Source organism: Luteimonas sp. YGD11-2, from assembly GCF_004118975.1.
GTDB classification, from domain to species: domain Bacteria; phylum Pseudomonadota; class Gammaproteobacteria; order Xanthomonadales; family Xanthomonadaceae; genus Luteimonas; species Luteimonas muca.
Genome location: NZ_CP035376.1, coordinates 486769 through 504654 on the forward strand (window position 1 = coordinate 486769; position 17886 = coordinate 504654).

The window sequence follows — 17886 nt, forward strand, 5'->3', positions numbered from 1 at the left end:
ACTGCCCGCACAGATGATGAGGACAGATCCCCTCGCACAGCGGTGATGCCGCCCGACTATGGCACAGCGGCATGGGGCGGTGTACGCGCCGTCGCGCCTGCCACGTGGAAGCACGATTCAGCGCCACCGTGACAGCCTGTGCCACCGCCCCCTGCGAGCCGCACCATGTCCCCCACCACCTGCCTCTCGCTTGCCCTGCTGCTGGCGGTGCCTGCCGCCGCCGCGCAACAGGCCCCGGAGATCTCCCGCGAGCCGGCGACGCCGCAGGCCGATGGCGCGGCGCATACCGTACGCACGATCCCGGAAGCCTGCGCCCGCATCGAGGGCGTGTTCACCGGCCAGGCGCAACCGCCTTACCGCTTCTCGGTCAAGCAGACCGCACCGCAATGCCAGCCACGCGCGCGGCTGGTCAACGCCGACGAGGTCGAACCCGATGCCGCGCAGGGCTGGCTGTACCACGACGAGGTCCGCATCCCCAGCGCCGCCTGCGAGGGCCTGGTGGCGGTGGCGCGGATCTGGCGCAAACCGGGCACCGATACCCTCGAACTCGATGCCCAGGGCCGCGCGCGCATCTATCTCGACGAGGCCCGCGCGGATGCCGAAGCCGGGCGCGCCCGCGACCCTGCGATGTACGCCGCGCAGCTGCGCGTGCAAGGCGACGGCTGCCGCTGAAAATCCTGCGGGGATCGGCCGCCAGGACTGCACCGCCCGGGTCGCTGCCACGCCGTGCAGGCGCGGCCATGAACCGCGTGCACGGCGCCGCGGCGACGGTCATCGTGCAACGTACCGCGGTGGGATATAACGGCCGCCCGAAAACCCGGCACGGTCGATGAAGCTCGCCATCCTCTCCCGCAACACGCGGCTGTATTCGACCCGTCGCCTCGTCGAGGCAGCGCGCACCCGCGGCCATACCGTGCGCGTGCTCGACCCGCTGCGCTGCTACCTGCGCATCGCCTGCGACGGTTTCGCGATGCACTACAAGGGCCGCCCGATCTCGGACTTCGATGCGGTGATCCCGCGCATCGGCGCGTCGGTCACCCGCTACGGCAACGCGGTGCTGCACCAGTTCGAGCTGATGGGCGCCTACACGCCGAACCCGTCCGCCGCGATCGGCGCCGCGCGCGACAAGCTGCGCGCGCACCAGATCCTCGCCGCGCAGGGCATCGGCCTGCCGGTCACCGTGTTCGGCGACAACCCCGACGACACCCACGACCTGTTGTCGATGCTCGGCCCGCCGCCGCACATCATCAAGCTCAACGAGGGCGCACAGGGCGCCGGGGTCATGCTTACCGAGAAGCCGTCGGCCTCGCGCAGCGTGATCGAAACCCTGCGCGGGCTGCAGGCGACCTTCCTGGTGCAGGAATTCATCGGCGAGGCGGCCGGCTGCGACCTGCGCTGCTTCGTGGTCGGCGACCGCGTGGTCGCGGCGATGCGGCGCGAGGCCCCGATCGGCGATTTCCGCTCCAACCTGCATCGTGGCGGCACCGGTACCGCCGACACCGCGTCCGCCGACGAGCAGGCGCTGGCGGTGCGCGCCGCGCAGGGGCTGGGGCTGCGCGTGGCCGGCGTCGACCTGATCCGCTCGGCCCGCGGCCCGCTGGTGCTCGAGGTCAACGCCTCGCCCGGCCTCGAGGGCATCGAGGGTGCAACCGGCGTCGACGTGGCCGGGCTGGTGGTCGAGCACGTCGCCGCGCATGTGGCCGCGCGTCCGGTGCGGGCGCCTCTCCGGCGCCGCCGTAACGCACGGGTATCGGTGGATTAACCGACCTGTAACCGGCGTCCGGCTATGGTCGCCACACATGGTCGGCAGCCGGACAACCGGCTCGGGCGATGGTCATCGGGGCGGTAACCTTTCGACCCAGGCGGCGTTCCCCCGCCTGGGTCTTTTTGTGTCCGGCTGCGGCGGCCATCACGAGGGCCGGGGTCCACGCGTCGGGACGTGTGCCAGAATCGGCGCTCATGTCGCGCGCCTCCCGGCGCCATGCCCGCAGCCGTTCACGGCACCGCCGTGACCTGCAGCCCAGTATGTCCGCCCCTCAACGCAACGGCCTCCCATGCGCATACTCGTGATCGAAGACAACCAGGACATCGCCGCCAACCTGGGCGACTACCTGGAGGATCGTGGCCATACCGTCGACTTCGCCGCCGATGGCGTGACCGGCCTGCACCTGGCGGTGGTGCACGACTTCGACGCGATCGTGCTCGACCTCAACCTGCCGGGCATGGACGGCCTCGAGGTCTGCCGCAAGCTGCGCAACGACGCGCGCAAGCAGACCCCGGTGCTGATGCTCACCGCGCGCGATTCGCTCGACAACAAGCTCGCCGGCTTCGATTCCGGTGCCGACGACTACCTGGTCAAGCCGTTCGCGCTGCAGGAGGTGGAAGTCCGCCTCAATGCGCTGTCGCGCCGCGGTCGCGGGGTGCAGACCCGCGTGCTGGAGGTCGGCGAGATCGAATACAACCTCGACACCCTCGAGGTGCGCCGGCTGGGCAAGCTGCTGCAGCTCAACCCGACCGCGCTCAAGATCCTGCAGGCGCTGATGGAGGCCTCGCCGGCGGTGGTTACCCGCCAGGACCTGGAAACCCGGGTGTGGGGCGAGGAGCTGCCCGATTCCGACTCGCTGCGCGTGCATATCCATGGCCTGCGCGCAGTGATCGACAAGCCGTTCGACACCCCGTACATCCAGACCCGCCACGGCATCGGGTACCGGATCGCCGCCCCCGATGGCGGCAGCTGACCGGCACGCCTCGACGGCGTCGCTGCGCGGGGCCCGCCGTTACCGGCGGCGCCTGCGCAGCCGCATCATCCTCTCGTTCCTGCTGCTCGGCCTCGGCCTGACCCTGCTGTTCGCGTTCGCCACCCAGTACGCCCGCAACCGGGTGGAGAACGCGCTGGTCGAGGACGTGATGAACCGCAACATCGACGAGTACGCGCACCTCTACTACAGCGACCCGACGCGCAACCCGGACCTGCCGGTACAGCAGATGCGCGGCTATGTGTTCACGCCCGACCGCATCGACCGCCTGCGCCGCGACTTCCCGGAATGGGTGGAGCTCGGCACCGGCATCCATACCCTGGGCGGCACCGACGAGCTGGGCCAGCCGTTCGCCTACAAGCTGGCGGTGCGCAAGACCGATGAGGAGTGGTTCTTCCTTGCCTACGACATGACCCAGACCATGCGCGGCGACGAACAGTTCCAGCGCGCCATCTACGGATCGGTGCTGGTGTTCTCGCTGCTGTCGCTGCTGGTGGGCTGGTGGGCGGCGTCGCGGGTGATGAGCCCGGTATCGGAACTCGCCCAGCGCCTGCGGCAGTCGGGCGGCACCGCGCAGCCGGTGCCGCTGGCATCGCATTTCCCCGACGACGAGGTCGGCCAGCTTGCCAGCGCGCTCGACGACTATTCCGCGCGCCTGACCGAGGTGGTGCAGCGCGACCGCGAGTTCAATGCCGACGTCAGCCATGAACTGCGCACGCCGCTGGCGGTGATCCGCGGTGCGGTGGAGCTGCTGCTGGCGCGGCCGGAACTCGACGACAAGACCCGTGCGCGGCTGCTGCGCATCCAGCGCGCCGAACAGCAGTGCACCGACCTCATCAGCGCGCTGCTGCTGCTGTCGCGCGCCGAGCGCGGGCACGGCAATACCGACATCGCGCGCGCGGCCGAGCAGCTGCTCGAAGCGCACCGCGCGCAGGTGGGCGGCAAGCCGCTGGAACTGCGGCTGGAAGGCGAGGGCGGCCTGGTCGTCGATGCGCCGGAAGCCGCGGTCGCGGTCGCGCTCGGCAACCTGATCGGCAATGCGGTGAAGTACACGCCGTCGGGCGAGGTGGTGGTGCGGGTGCTCGACGATGCGGTGCAGGTGATCGACAGCGGCCCGGGGCTGAGCGCAGAGGATGCGGCAAGGCTGTTCGAGCGCGGATACCGTGGCTCGCATGCGGAGCATTCGCAGGGCGGCGGCATCGGCCTGTCGATTGTTCGCCGCCTGTGCGACCTCTATGGCTGGAGCGTGCGGGTGGTGCCGGGAGCGACGCGCGGTGTGATCGCGACGCTGTCGTTCCGGCCCGATTCCAGCGATGCCGCCGTCGGCTGACGGCGACAGTGGCAGGCGCGGTCAGCGCTGCGTACGGGGCGCCACCACGGCAGGCGCGCGCACGTCGGCATCGCCGCTCACCAGCGTCCAGCCGGCAACGTCGTGGCCGAGTGCGGCCAGCGCCTCTTCGAACGCGGTGACCACGTTCTCCACCGCGGTGCCCGTCGCCGGCACGGTCTGCAGGAAGGTACGCGAGGCGACCACGCGCTGGTCGTGGTTGTGCAGCAGGCGCGCGCCGAGTTCGATGGTGGCCTGCGGAATGTCGCGTCCGGCGTAATCGGACTCGAAGCGACGCAGGTCCAGCACCAGCTTGTAGTCGGCGCGGATGCCCGCGCCCGAGGTTGCCACCGCGGGAATGCGGTCCGACGCCTCGAATGTTCGCAGCAGGGCCAGTTCCACCAGTTCGGTGGCCGGCTGCGCCCAGACCGATCCGGCGTAGACCTGCAGTTCCGACGGCGTGCGGCGCACCGAGATCCGCGGGCTGTCGACGACGCGCGGCGCCGTGGTCGGCACGATGGTCAGCTGCCAGTCCACCGCGGGCCACGCGGGATCGCTGCGGGTCTCCACCACCGGTGACCAGGTGGTCACCGGCTCGCGCGAACCGCCGCCGAGCAGGCTGCAGCCGGCGAGCAGGATGGGCAGAAGGCAGGCGGCGCAGAGGATCTGGAAGGCGCTTCTGGCGGGCGTGTTGCCCTCACCCCATCCTCCGCTCCGCGCCCCGGCCCTCGCGTCACCGCGAGGGCGTTCATCGACACGCGAGCCAATGGCTCGCAGGCATGCCTCTTCACCCCGCCTGCGGGAGAGGGGCGATGGTGCCGGGCGGGAGTCATTCCACTGGACACGGTGGGCTGATCCTGGGGCGCGGGCTCCCTGTTCTTCATTCATTGGGGTCGAACTCCTTGGGTGCGTCGCCGCCGAGCAGGAACCGGGTGGGGTTGCCGTTGAGGCGGTCGCTGATGCGGCGCAGGTCGCGGACCAGGCTGCGCAGCTCGGTGAGCGTCGGCCCCAGCTGCGACAGCCCGTCGTTGGCGAAGCTGTGGATGGCGGCGCGGTTCTCGTTGAGGATCGCGTCGGCGCCGCCGGTGGCGGAATCGAACTGCGCCAGCGAGTTGTTGAGGCGATCGACCATCCCCGGTAGCTCCTGCACCAGTTCGCGGTCGATGGTCTCCACCGCCTGGTTGGTGGTGGCGAGCGTCTGCTCCAGCTGGACGCTGGCCGCGCGCGCGGAGGCCAGCAGTTCACGGATGTCCTCGCGGCCGGCGGCGAGCGATCCGGTGGCCTGTTCGATATGGGTCAGCGTCTGCGAGATACGGGCGACGTTCTCCTCGCTCAGCACCTGGTCGAGGCGCTCGACCAGCCGGTTGGCCGTGTCGGAGATGTTCTGCAGCGCCGACGGCTCGGTGAGGATGATCGGGATCTCGCGGTCGGAGACGTCGACCAGCCGCGGCAGCTCCGGGCTGCCGCCGGTCAACTGGATGATCGGCGAGCCGGTCAGGCCGGTCATCGACATCCGCGCGCGGGTGTCGGTCCGCACCGGCGCACGTGCATCCAGGCGCAGGTGCGCGATCACCTGCCGCGGATCGTCCGGTGCCAGCTGCAGGCTCTGCACGCTGCCCACCGCGATGCCGTTGTACTGCACGCTGCTGCCTTCCGACATGCCGGTGACCGGCTCGTTGAAGACCACCGCGTAGTCCTGCCAGCTGCGGTCGGAGGCGTATTTCGCCGCCCATAGTGCGAACAGCAGGCCGAACGTCACCACCGCGATGGTGAAGGCGCCGATCAGGACGTAATTGGCTTTGGTTTCCATGCTCAGGCTTCCAGTGCGGGCGCGGTGGCGCCGTCGGCGGCGCGCGCCGCGCGTGCGCGGGGGCCGTGGAAATAGGATTGCACCCACGGGTGGTCGACGCGTTCGACTTCCGACAGCGGGCCGATCGCCAGCACCCTGCGGTCGGCCAGCACCGCGACGCGGTCGCAGATGGCGTAGAGGGTGTCGAGGTCGTGGGTGATGAGGAACACGGTCAGGCCCAGCGCTTCCTGCAGGGTGCGGATCAGCTCGTCGAACGCCGCCGCGCCGATCGGGTCCAGGCCGGCGGTGGGCTCGTCGAGGAACATCAGTGGCGGATCGAGCGCCAGCGCACGGGCCACGCCGGCGCGCTTGCGCATGCCACCCGACAGCTGCGACGGCAGCTTGTCGATGGCATCCGCCGGCAGGCCGGCAAGCTTCACCTTCAGCAGCGCCAGTTCGTAGCGCAGCGAAGGGCTGATGCCGGGGTAGTGCTCCTTCAGCGGCACCTCGACGTTCTCGCCCACCGTCAGCGACGAGAACAGCGCGCCGTCCTGGAACAGCACGCCGGTGTGGCGCTCGATATACGAGCGTCCGGCGGCGTCGGCGTCGATCGCATCGATGCCGAACACCTCGATGCTGCCCGCATCCGGTGTACGCAGGCCGAGGATGGTGCGCATCAGCACCGACTTGCCGGTGCCCGAGCCGCCGACCACGCCGAGGATCTCGCCGCGGCGGACGTCGAGGTCGAGGCCTTCGTGGACGACCTGCTTGCCGAACCGGTTTTCCAGCCCGCGCACGCGCACGATGATCCCGTCGTCGGCGTCCGGCGCGGTCGTGGCGTCGCGCTCGTTCGTGCTCACCATCCCAGCTCCATGAACCACAGCGCGGCGAGCGCATCGAGCACGATCACCAGCGCGATCGCCTGCACCACGCTCGACGTCGTGCGCTCGCCCACCGACTGTGCGGTGCCTTCCACCTGCAATCCTTCCAGGCAGCCGATCAGCGCGATCAGCAGGGCGAACACCGGCGCCTTCGACAGGCCCACCAGCATGTGCCGCAGCTCGAAGGTGTCCTGCATCCGCGAGAGATAGCCCTGCGGCGGGATCTCGAGGCTGAAGACGCCGACCGTCAGGCCGCCGGCGAGACCCGCCACCATCGCCAGGAAGGTCAGCAGCGGCAGCATCACCATGAGCGCGATCACCCGCGGCAGCACCAGCAGGTCGATCGGATCGAGGCCGAGGGTGCGGATCGCGTCCACTTCCTCGCGGCTGACCATCGCCCCGATCTGCGCGGTGAACGCGCTGGCGGTGCGGCCGGCGAGGATGATCGCCGTCAGCAGCACGCCGAACTCGCGCAGGAACGCGATGTTGACCAGCTCGACCACGAAGATCTGCGCACCGAACTCGGCAAGGATCGTCGAGCCGAGGAAAGCGATGACCGCGCCCACCAGGAACGACAGCAGCACCACCAGTGGCACCGCATCCAGCCCCACCTGTTCCATGTGCGCCACGGTGGGCGTGAGCCGGAAGCGCGACGGCTCCTTGATCAGGCGCATCAGCTTGATCAGGTTCTCGCCCAGGAAGCTGATCAGCGCCATGATCTCGCGGCCGTTGTCGACCATCGCGTAGCCGAGCCGGCCCAGCGCCGCGGCGAAGCCGTACTCCTTCTTCTTCGCCGGGCGGTCGTCGTGCACGTCCTCGATCGCCGCCACCAAGGCGCGGTGGTCGTCGCGGAAACGGAACTGCTCGAAATCGATGCCGCGCCGGTGGGCGAAGCGCAGCAGCTGCAGTACGCCCACCGAGTCGATGCGTTCGATATGCGTGGCGTCCACCTCGTGCGCGTCCTCGGGGGCCTCGCGCAACGCCTCGCCGATCTCGCCGGCATGGCTGAGCGTCCATCGCCCGCGCAGCACCATGCGGCCGTCGGGATCGGCGTCGAGGCTGGGCGCGGTGTCGATCATGCGGACGGAACGGGCATGCGGAGGGACGTGTCCGGGCGGCGCGGGCCGGTGCCGCATAGAGTACGCAATCGGGTCGTGAAGCTGTGCATCGCAGCAACGCACGCGCCGCGCGTGCGATCCTGTGGCGATGGATCGCCCGTCTCCGCACACCTACGGATATGCCGCCCGCATCGCCTTCGTGGTGGAGCTGGCCGAACACCTGCACGCCTACGGCACCACCGCACAGCGCCTGGAAGGCGCGGTCACCGACGTCTGCGAACAGCTGCAGCTGCACTGCGAGCCATGGGTGAACCCCACCGGCATGGTGCTGTCGTTCAACGACCCGCACCGGCCACCGGGCGACAGCGACACCACCCGGGTGATCCGTGCCGCGCCGGGTGATCTCGACCTGTCCAAGCTCAGCGAGGTGGACCGGATCACCGAGGAAGTCGTCGCCGGCCGCCTGGACCTGTCGGAAGGACATGCCGCGCTGCTGGCGCTGGACCTGCACAGGCCGGACTGGCGCGGCCGGCTGATCCATGTGCTGGCCTACGGCATGGTCGCTGCGGGCATCGCCGGGTTATGGCGGCTGCCATGGCTGGATATCGCCACCGCCTCGGCGATCGGCGTGCTGCTGGGCCAGCTCGATGCGGTGACCCGACGCAGCGTGCGCATGCGCGAATCCGCCGATGCGATCGCCGGCATGATCGCCGGCCTGGTGGCGATCGCGGTGGCCGGGTATGTCGCGCCGCTCAACCTCAATACCGTGATCATCGCGTCGCTGATCGTGATGCTGCCGGGCATGGCGCTGACCAACGCGGTCAACGAACTGACCAGCCAGCACCTGGTATCGGGAACGGTGCGGTTTGCCGGTGCGCTGACCACGGTGATGAAACTCACCGTCGGCACCATGATCGCGCTGACCGCGGCCCAGCTGGCGGGCGTGGAGCCGCAGGTGCGCGCCTGGCGTCCGCAGCCGGACTGGGTGGAGTGGGCCGCGATGCTGGTGGCCGCCTTCGCCTTCGCGGTGCTGTTCCGTGCCGCGCGCCGCGACTATCCACTGGTGATGGGTGCCGCGATCGGCGGCTACCTGATCTCCCGGTACGTGGGCCTGTCGCTGGGCGCGTCGGTGGGACTGTTCGCGTCCGCGCTGGTGGTCACCGCCGCCGGCAATGGCTACGCGCGCTGGGCCAACCGCCCCGGTGCGGTCATCCGCGTGCCCGGCATCATCATGCTGGTGCCGGGCAGCGCCAGCCTGCGTGGATTGATGAGCCTGTTCCAGCAACAGGACGTGGCCGTGGGGCAGGAGGCCATGCTCGGCGTGCTGAATATCATCCTGGCGCTGGTGGCCGGGCTGATGTTCGGAAACCTGCTGCTGCCATCGCGCAAAAGCCTGTAATCGGGCCAGCCTTCCGCGGTCTTCACCCGTGGACCGGCCGGGTCCGGGCCCATAAAGAAAACGCCGGCAATCGCCGGCGTTTTCGTCCGCTTCGCGGGTCCGTTACTGGATCAGGAAGTCCTCGATCTTCTTCCCGTTGGCAAGTTCCGCCGCCAGCCAGCGCGGATGCTTGCCGCGGCCCGTCCAGGTTTCATCCCGGTTGGCCGGATTGCGGTACTTCGGCGGCACCTTGCCGAGCTTGCGGCCAGCAGCGGACTTGCCGGCGGCCGCGGTCTTGCGCGTGCGCGGCGCGCTGCTGCCGGCGGTGCCACCGGTGCCGAACAGCTCGGCGACGGTGTATCCCTCGGTCTTCAGCAGCGCCTCCACCTTGCGGCGCACGCTCGCGGCGGGCTTGCGCTTCTGCAGGGTGGTCTTGCGCTTGCGCGCCTGGGCGATCAGTGATTCGAGTTCACGGGGAGAAAGGGTATTGAGGTCGATCGCCATGCGCTGCTCCGGAAATGGTTGTTGGAATGGGAGTCGTCCTGACAGTGTGCGCGGCGATGGTAAAGCAAGCAGGCACGGCGGGGAAACCCCGGTGCAACCCGGGTGGAATATGCGGCCGGAGGTTTCCGGAGGTAAGACGGAAAAACCGGCCGCGCCGGTTGTTCCCGTTTCCATCAGTCAGTGGCGGGCCGATGGGCAGCCCTGATGCGGTCGCGGCATATCCGGAGGTGCTGCGGAATACGCCCTGCAGACCCGCGTGGCCGCGCAGCCTCCGGACTATTCGCCCAGCCCCAGCCGTGCGCGCAGATTGCCGCGGTCCAGATGTTCCGCGTCGCCGCCACGCCGGGCGCGATATTCGAACGTGCCCGCCGCAAGCCCGCGCTCGGAGACCACCACCCGGTGCGGGATGCCGATCAGTTCCATGTCCGCGAACATCGGGCCGGGGCGCAGGCCGCGGTCGTCGAGTACCGCGTCCAGGCCCGCGGCACGCAGCTCGCGGTGCAGGGCCTCGGCGGCCTCGTCCACGTCGGGATTCTGCTTGGGATTGATGATGCACACCGCCACCTGCCACGGCGCCATCGGCTCGGGCCAGATGATGCCGGCATCGTCGTGGTTCTGTTCGATCGCCGCGGCCACGATGCGCGACACGCCGATGCCGTAGCAGCCCATCGCCGGCACCACCGCCTTGCCCTGTTCGTCGAGCACGCTGAAACCCATGGCCTCGGCATAACGGCGGCCGAGCTGGAAGACATGGCCGACCTCGATGCCGCGCGCGATGCGGATCTCGCCGCCATCCAGTGCGCGATCACCCTCGGCGACATTGCGCAGGTCCGCGACCAGGTCTGGCTCGGGCAGGTCGCGCCCCCAGTTGACACCGGCCAGGTGGAAACCGGGCTGGTTGGCACCGACAACGAAATCGGCCAATGCGGCGACCTCGCGATCGGCGACCACGCGGATCGCACGCGCAGGGGCCACCGGGCCCAGGAAACCCGGCTCGCTGCCGAGGTGATCGGCGATCTCGGCTTCCGTCGCCATGCGGTATTCGGCAAGCCCCGGCAGCTTGGCCAGCTTGATCTCGTTGATCGCGTGGTCACCGCGCATCAGCACGGCGACGAAACCGTCCTCGCCCATTACCGCCACCGTCCGCACGGTGCGCGCCAGCGGGATGCCCAGCAGTGCGGCCACGTCCTCGCAGGTTTTCTGGGTGGGGGTTTCAACCCGCCGCATGTCCTCCGCGGGCGCCGGCCGTGGCGCCGGCTCCGCGGCCCCGGCCAGTTCGACGTTGGCCGCGTAATCCGAGGCGGTGGAAAACGCGATCGCGTCCTCGCCGGAATCGGCCAGCACGTGGAATTCATGCGAGGCGCTGCCGCCGATCGCGCCGGTATCGGCCTCGACCGCGCGGAATTCCAGCTGCAGGCGGGTAAAGATACGCACGTAGGCGTCGTACATCCGCCGGTATTGCGCGGCCATGCCGGCATCGTCGATATCGAACGAATAGGCGTCCTTCATCAGGAACTCGCGCGCGCGCATCACCCCGAAACGCGGGCGGATCTCGTCGCGGAACTTGGTCTGGATCTGGAAGAAGGTGACCGGCAGCTGGCGATAGCTCGCCAGTTCCGAGCGCGCGAAGTCGGTGATGACTTCCTCGTGCGTGGGGCCGTAGCAGTACCAGGATTCCTTGCGGTCCTGGATTTTCAGCAGCTGGCCGCCGAATTTCTCCCAGCGCCCGGTTTCCTCCCAGAGTTCGCGCGGCTGTACCGACGGCATCAGCAGTTCCACCGCGCCCGCGGCCTCCATTTCCTCGCGCACCACCGCTTCCACCCGGCGCAACACGCGCAGTCCCAGCGGCGACCAGGTATAGAGGCCGGCGGCCAGCTTGCGGATCAGCCCGGCGCGCAGCATCAGCCGGTGGCTGGCGATCTCGGCGTCGGCGGGGGTTTCCTTGCTGGTATGGAGATGGAACTGCGACAGGCGCATGGCAGGCGTCGGGAATCAGGGGGCGGGCATTGTGCCACGCGACCTGCGCCGCGGCCGGAGGGCACGCGGGGGATGATTATCCGTGCCGGGCATCAGCGGCCGAGGCGGGAGCGCGCGGCGCCAGGCCGCTTCGCCCCGGCACGTCCATGGTCGACCACCCATTCGGCTGTCGAGAGCATCCCCTTCGCGGGGATGACGACCGGGAGGCTCGCGGGAATGGCGTCCGGGGATGCGTCAGCCGCAGTAGGCGCGCGCGGCGGCCTGGGCGAATTCCAGCTGCGCGGCGCGCTCGGCATCGTTGAGCGTACGCGGATTGCCACTGCCGTCGTCCTGCTGCACCGGGCCCGCGCCATTGAGCGCCTCGATATTGGCGCGCGCGGTGCGGCACTGTTCGGCGCGCGGATCATTCGTCGTGGCGGCGCTGGCGGTCGCGGTCGCTGCCGATGCGGCAGTGCTGGCCGGCTGCGCCGGGCTGGCGCCGGACTGGGTCACCCGGCGGTGGGTGTACTTCTCTCCCCCACTGGGCGGAGCTTCCGAATAATGGGTGACGCCACGCGCGTCCTTCCACTGGTAGATGTCCTGTGCGCCGGCGGCACCGGCCAGCAGCGCGGCGACAAGCCCGAGGGCGAGGCCGTTGAGCGGATGGCGCATGTGGAGCTCCTTGAGGGGTCGGTGACGTGCGCCGGATTGCAGCACCGCCCCGTCCCCGGCGCAAGCGGCACGCAGCGCGGGTGGCCCCGCAGCCGCTAGACTTGGGCGATGGATCACGATCGGGACCCCGCCGCCCCGCTGCCATCGCGCGGCCGCGGCATCTACCTGCTGCCCAACCTGTTCACCACGGGCGGGCTGTTCGCGGGTTTCTTCGCCATCATCGCCGCGTCGCAGGGGCGCTTCGGAGCCGCCTGCGTGGCGATCTTCGTTGCCGGCATCCTCGACGGCATCGACGGCCGGGTGGCGCGGCTGACCAATACCCAGAGCGAATTCGGCGTGCAGTACGACTCGCTTGCCGACCTGGTGAGCTTCGGCATGGCACCGGCGCTGGTGATGTATCACTGGGCGCTGATCGAGATGCGCATGGACGGGCCGACGCTGGGCAAGGTCGGCTGGCTGGCGGCGTTCCTGTATGCCGCGTGCGCGGCGTTGCGGCTGGCGCGCTTCAACAGCCAGGTCGGCACCGTCGACAAGCGCTGGTTCGTCGGCCTGGCGAGCCCGGCGGCTGCCGGTGTCATGGCGAGCTTCGTGTGGACCTGCCACGAGCTCGGGCTGCGTGGTATCGACCTGCGCTACCCGGCGCTGGCGGTCACCGTGGTGGCGGGCCTGGCGATGGTCAGCCGCATCCGCTATTCGAGCTTCAAGGGCGGCGGCACCGGCCCCAGGGCCGACCGCGTGCCGTTCGTGGCGCTGCCGATCGCGGTGGCGATCCTGATCGCGCTGTGGATCGACCCGCCCAAGACCCTGCTGGCGGCGAGCACGCTCTACCTGCTGTCCGGGCCTGTCCTGTGGCTGTGGCGCCGGCGTCGCAGCCCGACCGCCACGGCATGAACTGGGACGGCTTCCAGCGCGAAGCGCTTGCCGAGCTGGGTTACCGGCTCTATCGCCCGTTCGATGCATCGCAGCCGGTAGCGGTGGAAGAGGAGGTGGCTGTCGCTGCACCCGCCCCGGCGCCGGCACCGTCGGACCGCCCGCCAGCGCTGCATCCGCTGCACCTGGCGCTGTTGCGCGCCGTCGGCCGTAGTCCCGACGACCGCGACACCGCGCGCCTGTGCAGTGAGTGGCCGGCACCCGAGGCGCTGCGCACGCCGGCCGCCAAGCGCGCGCTGTGGCCGCGCCTGCGCGCATTGCGGGCACGCCGGCGGTGAACGCACCGGCGGCCGATCGTGTCGGTGCGCCGGCGCTGCGGCCGATGCGCGAGGACGATCTCGACGCGGTGATGGCGGTGGAACGGCGCGCCTATCCGTTCCCATGGACGCCCGGCATCTTCCGCGACTGCATCCGCGCCGGTTATCCCGCCTGGCTGCTGTACGAGGGCGCGCAGGTGATCGGCTACGCGGTGCTGAGCATCGCCGCGGGCGAGGCGCACCTGCTCAACCTCTGCGTCGACCCGTCCGCCCAGGGGCGCGGCCATGGCCGTCGCCTGCTGCAGACGGTGCTGCGGCTGGCGCAGGGACATGGCGCGCAACGGGTGTTCCTGGAAGTACGCCCGTCCAATCCGGCGGCGATCGCGCTCTACCACGCGCAGGGCTTCAACGAGATCGGCCGGCGCCCGCGCTATTACCCCACCGCCAATGGCCGCGAGGACGCGATCGTGATGGCGATGGAGCTGCTGGCCGACGGCTGAGCGGCGTGGGTCTAGCCGCTGCGGCGGCGGAACAGCAGGAACGAGATCGCCAGCATTGCCAGCGGCGGCACCATGTAGGCGATGCGGAAGTCGAACTGGTAGACGCTGGCCATGCGCACGAACTGGTTCTGCAGCAGCCAGAAGCCCAGTGCGAACACCACGCCGACGAACAGCCTCCGCCCCAGGCCGCCGCTGCGCAGGTTGCCGAACGCGAACGGGATGGCCGCCAGGCACAGCGCCAGCACGTTGAACGGATAGAACCAGCGCCCCCAGTAGTGTTCCTCGTACTCCGAGGCATCGAGCGCATTGCGGTGGCGGTAGTCGATGCCGCGCTTGAGGTCGGCGGCGGTCTGGTAGCGCGGCCGCCACAGGTTGCCGGCGGTTGCCAGCGCCGCGGCATCGAGCTGCGAGGCCCAGGTTTCCTCCATCGCCTCGGTGCGGGTGACCGCGCGTTCCTCGAACCAGGTGCGCTCGACATCGCGCAGCAACCAGCCGTCGCCGGTGTGCTCGGCGATCTCGGCGCGCGCCACCGACACCAGACGGCCGTTTGCATCGAACTCGAACAGGCGCACATCGCCGAGTTCGAGCCACTGGCGGCCGCCCTCGTCGCGCTGCTGGCCGACCTGGGCGTTGAGGAAGGTATTGCCCTCTCGCGCCCACAGGCCGGAATAGCGCGCGACCACCATGTCGTTGGAACGCGCCGCGGCTTTCATCGCGTCGCCCGCGCGCTGCGCCCACGGCCCGAGCGTCTCGCCGTTGAGGATCATCAGCACGGTCAGCACCGCCAGCGGCGCGGCGGCGGCCAGGCTGATGCGCCGGCGCGACAGCCCGAGCGCACGCAACGCGGTCAGTTCCGAACTCGCCGCCAGCTGGCCCAGGCCCATCAGCGTGCCGATCACCGCGGCGGTGGGGAACATCATGTAGGCGCGCCGCGGCACCGTGTACAGCACGTAGGTCAGTGCCGACACCGCGCCATACTGGCCCTCGCCGATATTGTCGATTTCCGACAGCAGGCCGCTGATGACCAGGTCCACGCCGACCAGGACCGCCCAGGTGAGCAGCACGGTGACGGTCACCACGCGGGCGACATAGAGCGTGTGGATGCGCGGAAGCAGGTTCATGCCGCGCGCCTCCGCGGACGCCGCAACCGGCCGTCACGCACATAGGCCCAGGACGCGAACGCGAGCAGCGGCAGCAGCAGCCACCACAGGCCCAGGCCCGGCGCGAGCTTGCCGTCGGCGATCCAGTCCTGCCCCAGCATCGTCAGGTTGATGGACACGAAATAGCCCAGGAAGGCCAGCATCGTGCGCCCGTAGCGCGATTGCCGTGGCGGGCTGCGCGCGAGCGGTACCGCGAGCAGGGCGAACGCAAGCGCCAGCAGTGGCGGCGCGATGCGGTAGTGCAGCTCCGCCTGCGCCTCCGGCCGGGCATCGCCGAACAGCGCCACGGTCGGGCTGGTGCCGGGATCGTCGTCGTCGCGCCGGCCTTCGGTTTCCGGCAGCTGCAGCTCGTTGCTGGCGAAGCGCATCATCCGGAAGTCCATGCCTTCGCGCAGCGGCCCTTCCACCCGGAAACCATCGCCGAGTTCGAGAAAGCGGTGGCCACCGTCCTCCAGGTGCAGGGTGCCGGTGGCCGCGGTGGTGACGTCCATGCGCTCCTCGTCCTGCTGGTAGACGAACACGCGCGCCATCTGGCTGCCGTCGTTGGACATGCCGCCCACGTACACCACGCCGCGACCGCCCGGCAGTTCCACGAAGCGTCCTGCTTCCAGGCCCGCCAGCAGCAGGCTGCGGTTGCCCTCGGCGATCATCCGCTGCGAGTAGTCGCGCGCCCACGGCCCCAGCCACAGCGAGCACAGGCCGATCACGGTGATCATCGGCACCACCAGCATCAGCACCGGGCGCAGCAGCCGCTTCGGGCCGACGCCGGTGGCGGTGAGTACCGGCATTTCCGAATCGCGGTACAGCCGGCCCACCGACAGCAGCAGGCCGATCATCAGCCCCAGCGGCAGGATCAGCGGCAGGTAGTTGAGCACCTGCAGGCCGAGCTGCGACAGCATCATCCCCGCCGGCACGCGGCCCCGGGCGATATCGCCAAGGACGTCGGCGAACACGCCGCCAAGGCTGACGACCATCAGCACCACGAGCACCGCGAAGGTGGCCTGGGTGAATTCGCGGAAGAGGTAGGTATCGAGCTTCGGCATCGTCTGGCGGGTTGCTTTAGACTACGGGGTCCATTCCGGGCGCTTTTTTCATGCGGGCCGGCCGCCAGGCCACCGGTCCTCGGCTGCGGTCAAGCGCTCCATTGTAGGGAATGCGGATAAAGAACGTGCCGAGTGCGCGGCCGGCCCCCACAACCCCCACGGAATCTCCTTGATGACCCTCGAATTCACCCTGAACCAGCAAGCGCCCACTGGCGTCGAGACCGGCTGCGTGGTGGTCGGCGTGTTCGCCGGCAAGCAGCTGTCGCCGGCCGCCCAGGCGATCGACGCCGCATCCGGCGGGCGCCTCACCCGGCTCATCGAGCGCGGCGACATCACCGGCAAGCCCGGCCAGACCGCGCTGCTGCATGACCTCGACGGCGTCGCTGCCCCGCGCGTGCTGGTCGTGGGCCTGGGCGAGGCGGACAAGTTCGCTACGCCGCAGTACCTCAAGGCCGTCGCCGACGCGGTGCGCGCGCTGCGCACCGGTCCGGTCGACAGCGCCCTGCTGACCCTCACCGAGCTCGACGTGCCCGGCCATGACACCGCGTGGCGCGTGCGCCAGGCCGTGGTCGCCGCCGGCCACGCCGCCTACCGTTACACCGCGACCCTGGGCGCGAAGAACCGCAAGCGCGAGGAAACCGGCCTGAAGGCGCTGGCGATCGCCGGTGACGACGCGGCCGCGCTCGCGCAGGGGCGTGCCATCGCCAACGGCGTGGAGTTCGCCCGCGAGCTCGGCAACCTGCCGCCCAATATCTGCACGCCGGCCTATCTCGCCGAGCAGGCGCAGGCATTCGCGGCACGCTTCGACAGGGCCGCCTGCACCGTGCTCGAGCGCGAGCAGATGGAGGAGCTCGGCATGGGCTCGCTGCTGGCGGTGGCCCGCGGCTCGGCCAACACCCCGCGGCTGATCGTGCTGGAGTGGAACAACGGCGGCGACGCGAAGCCCTACGTGCTGGTCGGCAAGGGCATCACCTTCGACACCGGCGGCGTGAACCTCAAGACCCAGGGCGGCATCGAGGAAATGAAGTTCGACATGTGCGGTGCGGCCACCGTGCTCGGCACGTTCGTGTCGGCGGTCGGCATGGAGCTGCCGATCAACCTGCGCGTGGTGGTGCCTGCGGTCGAGAACGCCATCGACGGCAACAGCTACCGCCCCTCCGACATCATCACCAGCATGTCCGGCAAGACCATCGAGGTCGGCAACACCGACGCCGAGGGCCGCCTGATCCTGTGCGACGCGCTGACCTACGCGCAGCGCTTCGAGCCGCAGGCGCTGGTCGACGTGGCCACGCTGACCGGTGCCTGCATGATCGCGCTGGGCACCCAGGCCAGCGGCCTGATGAGCAAGCACGACGACCTCGCCAACGAGCTGCTCGCCGCCGGCGAGCAGGTCTTCGACCGCGCCTGGCGCCTGCCGCTGTGGGACGAATACCAGGGCATGCTCGATTCCGCGTTCGCCGACGTCTACAACATCGGCGGCCGCTGGGGCGGGGCGATCACCGCCGGCTGCTTCCTCTCGCGCTTCACCGAAGGCCAGCGCTGGGCGCATATCGACATCGCCGGCAGCGGCAGCGACAGCGGCAAGATGGGCATGGCCACCGGCCGCCCGGTCGGGCTGCTGTCGCAGTGGCTGATGGACCAGGCCGCCTGAGGGCAGCGGAGCGGAACGGCAGGT

18 protein-coding genes are annotated in these 17886 nt (G+C 69.9%); 9 read left to right on the forward strand and 9 right to left on the reverse strand.

Annotation, left to right across the window (positions count from 1 at the left end; translation table 11 throughout):
• Positions 1-165: 165 nt before the first annotated feature.
• The 4 genes from ERL55_RS02205 (at position 166) to ERL55_RS02220 (ending at position 4086) form a co-directional block, all read left to right on the forward strand.
• Positions 166-672 (forward strand): hypothetical protein, encoded by a 507-nt coding sequence (locus tag ERL55_RS02205; protein WP_129134973.1) that lies wholly within the window; start codon positions 166-168, stop codon positions 670-672.
• Positions 673-829: 157 nt separating this feature from the next.
• Positions 830-1762 (forward strand): 30S ribosomal protein S6--L-glutamate ligase, encoded by a 933-nt coding sequence (gene rimK / locus ERL55_RS02210; RefSeq protein ID WP_129134974.1) that lies wholly within the window; start codon positions 830-832, stop codon positions 1760-1762.
• Between the two features lie 292 nt (positions 1763-2054).
• The gene (locus ERL55_RS02215; protein WP_129134975.1) at positions 2055-2738 is read left to right on the forward strand and encodes a response regulator transcription factor; all 684 of its coding nucleotides are present in this window, start codon (positions 2055-2057) and stop codon (positions 2736-2738) included.
• Complete coding sequence (locus tag ERL55_RS02220) at positions 2725-4086, forward strand: HAMP domain-containing sensor histidine kinase (RefSeq protein WP_129134976.1); 1362 nt, start codon at positions 2725-2727, stop codon at positions 4084-4086. The genes ERL55_RS02215 and ERL55_RS02220 overlap by 14 nt, the downstream gene beginning before the upstream one ends.
• A 21-nt stretch (positions 4087-4107) precedes the next feature.
• On the opposite strand, the gene ERL55_RS02225 is transcribed toward ERL55_RS02220, so the two are convergent.
• From ERL55_RS02225 to ERL55_RS02240, 4 genes are all read right to left on the reverse strand, one after another.
• Complete coding sequence (locus ERL55_RS02225) at positions 4108-4749, reverse strand: ABC-type transport auxiliary lipoprotein family protein (protein WP_241685872.1); 642 nt, start codon at positions 4747-4749, stop codon at positions 4108-4110.
• A 214-nt stretch (positions 4750-4963) separates the two neighbouring features.
• A complete protein-coding gene (locus ERL55_RS02230; RefSeq protein WP_129134978.1) occupies positions 4964-5893 on the reverse strand; it encodes an MlaD family protein in 930 nt (309 codons plus the stop codon).
• Positions 5894-5895: 2 nt separating this feature from the next.
• A complete protein-coding gene (locus ERL55_RS02235; protein ID WP_129134979.1) occupies positions 5896-6735 on the reverse strand; it encodes an ABC transporter ATP-binding protein in 840 nt (279 codons plus the stop codon).
• Positions 6729-7832 (reverse strand): MlaE family lipid ABC transporter permease subunit, encoded by a 1104-nt coding sequence (locus ERL55_RS02240; protein WP_129134980.1) that lies wholly within the window; start codon positions 7830-7832, stop codon positions 6729-6731. The genes ERL55_RS02235 and ERL55_RS02240 overlap by 7 nt, the downstream gene beginning before the upstream one ends.
• A gap of 127 nt (positions 7833-7959) precedes the next feature.
• Between ERL55_RS02240 and ERL55_RS02245 the strand changes: the two genes are divergently transcribed.
• Positions 7960-9210 carry a threonine/serine exporter family protein gene (locus ERL55_RS02245; RefSeq protein WP_129134981.1) on the forward strand — a complete coding sequence of 417 codons (1251 nt, stop codon included), beginning with the start codon at positions 7960-7962 and terminating at the stop codon, positions 9208-9210.
• Between the two features lie 102 nt (positions 9211-9312).
• Here ERL55_RS02245 and ERL55_RS02250 read toward each other — a convergent pair whose 3' ends face one another.
• The 3 genes from ERL55_RS02250 to ERL55_RS02260 all read right to left on the reverse strand — a co-directional run bounded on the left by ERL55_RS02250 (position 9313) and on the right by ERL55_RS02260 (position 12321).
• Positions 9313-9693, reverse strand: coding sequence for an H-NS histone family protein (locus ERL55_RS02250; protein ID WP_129134982.1), 381 nt, complete (start codon positions 9691-9693; stop codon positions 9313-9315).
• Positions 9694-9969: 276 nt separating this feature from the next.
• The gene (locus ERL55_RS02255) at positions 9970-11670 is read right to left on the reverse strand and encodes a proline--tRNA ligase (protein WP_129134983.1); all 1701 of its coding nucleotides are present in this window, start codon (positions 11668-11670) and stop codon (positions 9970-9972) included.
• Between the two features lie 234 nt (positions 11671-11904).
• Positions 11905-12321: a DUF4124 domain-containing protein gene (locus ERL55_RS02260; RefSeq protein ID WP_129134984.1), complete on the reverse strand. Its 417-nt coding sequence runs from the start codon at positions 12319-12321 to the stop codon at positions 11905-11907.
• Positions 12322-12429: 108 nt separating this feature from the next.
• On the opposite strand from ERL55_RS02260, the gene pssA reads away from it, so the two are divergent.
• From pssA to rimI, 3 genes are read left to right on the forward strand one after another with little or no spacing between them, the layout of a single operon-like run.
• Positions 12430-13212: a CDP-diacylglycerol--serine O-phosphatidyltransferase gene (gene pssA, locus ERL55_RS02265; protein ID WP_129134985.1), complete on the forward strand. Its 783-nt coding sequence runs from the start codon at positions 12430-12432 to the stop codon at positions 13210-13212.
• Positions 13209-13529: a hypothetical protein gene (locus ERL55_RS02270; protein WP_129134986.1), complete on the forward strand. Its 321-nt coding sequence runs from the start codon at positions 13209-13211 to the stop codon at positions 13527-13529. The genes pssA and ERL55_RS02270 overlap by 4 nt, the downstream gene beginning before the upstream one ends.
• Positions 13530-13573: 44 nt before the next feature.
• Complete coding sequence (rimI, locus tag ERL55_RS02275) at positions 13574-14008, forward strand: ribosomal protein S18-alanine N-acetyltransferase (protein ID WP_129137164.1); 435 nt, start codon at positions 13574-13576, stop codon at positions 14006-14008.
• An 11-nt stretch (positions 14009-14019) separates the two neighbouring features.
• Here the strand turns inward: rimI and lptG are convergent, their stop codons facing one another.
• Together lptG and lptF are read right to left on the reverse strand one after the other, a co-directional pair.
• Positions 14020-15129: an LPS export ABC transporter permease LptG gene (gene lptG / locus ERL55_RS02280; RefSeq protein ID WP_129134987.1), complete on the reverse strand. Its 1110-nt coding sequence runs from the start codon at positions 15127-15129 to the stop codon at positions 14020-14022.
• On the reverse strand, positions 15126-16211 hold the full coding sequence (lptF, locus tag ERL55_RS02285) for an LPS export ABC transporter permease LptF (RefSeq protein WP_129134988.1): 1086 nt from the start codon (positions 16209-16211) through the stop codon (positions 15126-15128). The genes lptG and lptF overlap by 4 nt, the downstream gene beginning before the upstream one ends.
• A 172-nt stretch (positions 16212-16383) precedes the next feature.
• Between lptF and ERL55_RS02290 the strand changes: the two genes are divergently transcribed.
• Complete coding sequence (locus ERL55_RS02290) at positions 16384-17862, forward strand: leucyl aminopeptidase (protein WP_129134989.1); 1479 nt, start codon at positions 16384-16386, stop codon at positions 17860-17862.
• Positions 17863-17886 lie beyond the last annotated feature (24 nt).